The organism is Streptomyces sp. NPDC055078, assembly GCF_053607985.1.
In genome coordinates, this window is the sequence record NZ_JBSGUP010001155.1 from 1 (window position 1) to 1,112 (window position 1,112).

Genomic DNA, 1,112 nt, shown 5'->3' on the forward strand with positions numbered 1-1,112 from the left:
CCTCGGTTTCGCGTGCGCCGCCAGGGACTCGAACCCCGGACCCGCTGATTAAGAGTCAGCTGCTCTAACCAACTGAGCTAGCGGCGCCTGCTGACGTCGTAGACCTTAGCACCCTGATCGGCGCGGGGAAAAATCGATATACGGACCTCCGGCGGGGCAGTGGTACGGGCCGCCCGGACGCATGCCCACAGCATGACCTCGGGCCCCGGGAGCCAGGGATGCCGGGTGTCCGGGGCCACCAGCCAGCGGGTGCCGGGAGCGGGGTGCGAGCCCGTGGTCAGCGGCGGAACGGTCACCGCGTCACCGTTGCCGTGGCACAGCGGGGGCGGTACGGATCCGCCCCACTCCTCCCACGCCAGCAGCGCGGGCAGCCGTGCGGCGGTGCCGGGCGCGGCGAAGAGCAGCATCCGCCCCCGGTGCACGGCCACGGGCCCGGAGCCCGGCCCCTCGTCCCAGAGCCGGTCGAGCATATGGCGGCCGAACATCGCGGGGACGTTGACGACGTCGAAGACCGAGCCGCAGGGGAGCACGGCGGGCGCGGCCGGCCGGCTCTCCCACTGAGTGAGCAATGAGTGAGGATACGTTCCTGCAGAGGCGAGCCACTGGGCGCCGGTCACGGTGACCCGGGCCGCGTGGTGACGGCTCTCGTCCCGTGGTGGGGCGTCCTTCCGCAGGGCGTCCCGCAGCAGGGCGAGGAGGTCGGTCGGGTGGTCGTTGTCCGTGTCTCGCGGCCAGGCACTCATGCCCTCCATCTTTACCCGCAGTAACGAGTCTGTTCCCGAGTGTGGGGAAAATGGGGACACGGTGGGGTGGGACGGGGTATCTTGCGCACCGGCATATGCCAGAGACTCTTCTGCGTGTGGCCTCGCTGTCGCGTACGGAGTGTCCTGGTTGCGCCGGTGCGTGTCGCCTCCCGCCGGGGCCGGGCTCCTACGCCCCTTGCCGCGACATCGGCTGCCGCGCACGCCCTGCGGGCGTGTCCTCAATCGCCGGACGGGCTGATTTTGCGTACCCGGGTAATTCAGCCTCGCCGGCGTTTGAGGCGCTGGGGGTCCCCCCACGCCGCAGGGCGTAGGGGGAGGTTCGGGGCGGAGCCCCGGGAGGGCCCGCGC

Annotated in this window: 1 protein-coding gene and 1 tRNA gene; both read right to left on the reverse strand. The window is 71.3% G+C overall.

The genetic code is table 11. The features are described 5' to 3' along the window. Positions 1 to 13: 13 nt before the first annotated feature. Positions 14 to 87, reverse strand: a tRNA-Lys gene (locus tag ACWF94_RS40895). Further along, positions 78 to 743, reverse strand: coding sequence for a bifunctional DNA primase/polymerase (locus tag ACWF94_RS40900; RefSeq protein WP_453500431.1), 666 nt, complete (start codon positions 741 to 743; stop codon positions 78 to 80). Before ACWF94_RS40900 ends, ACWF94_RS40895 begins: the two co-directional genes overlap by 10 nt. Positions 744 to 1,112: the final 369 nt, after the last annotated feature.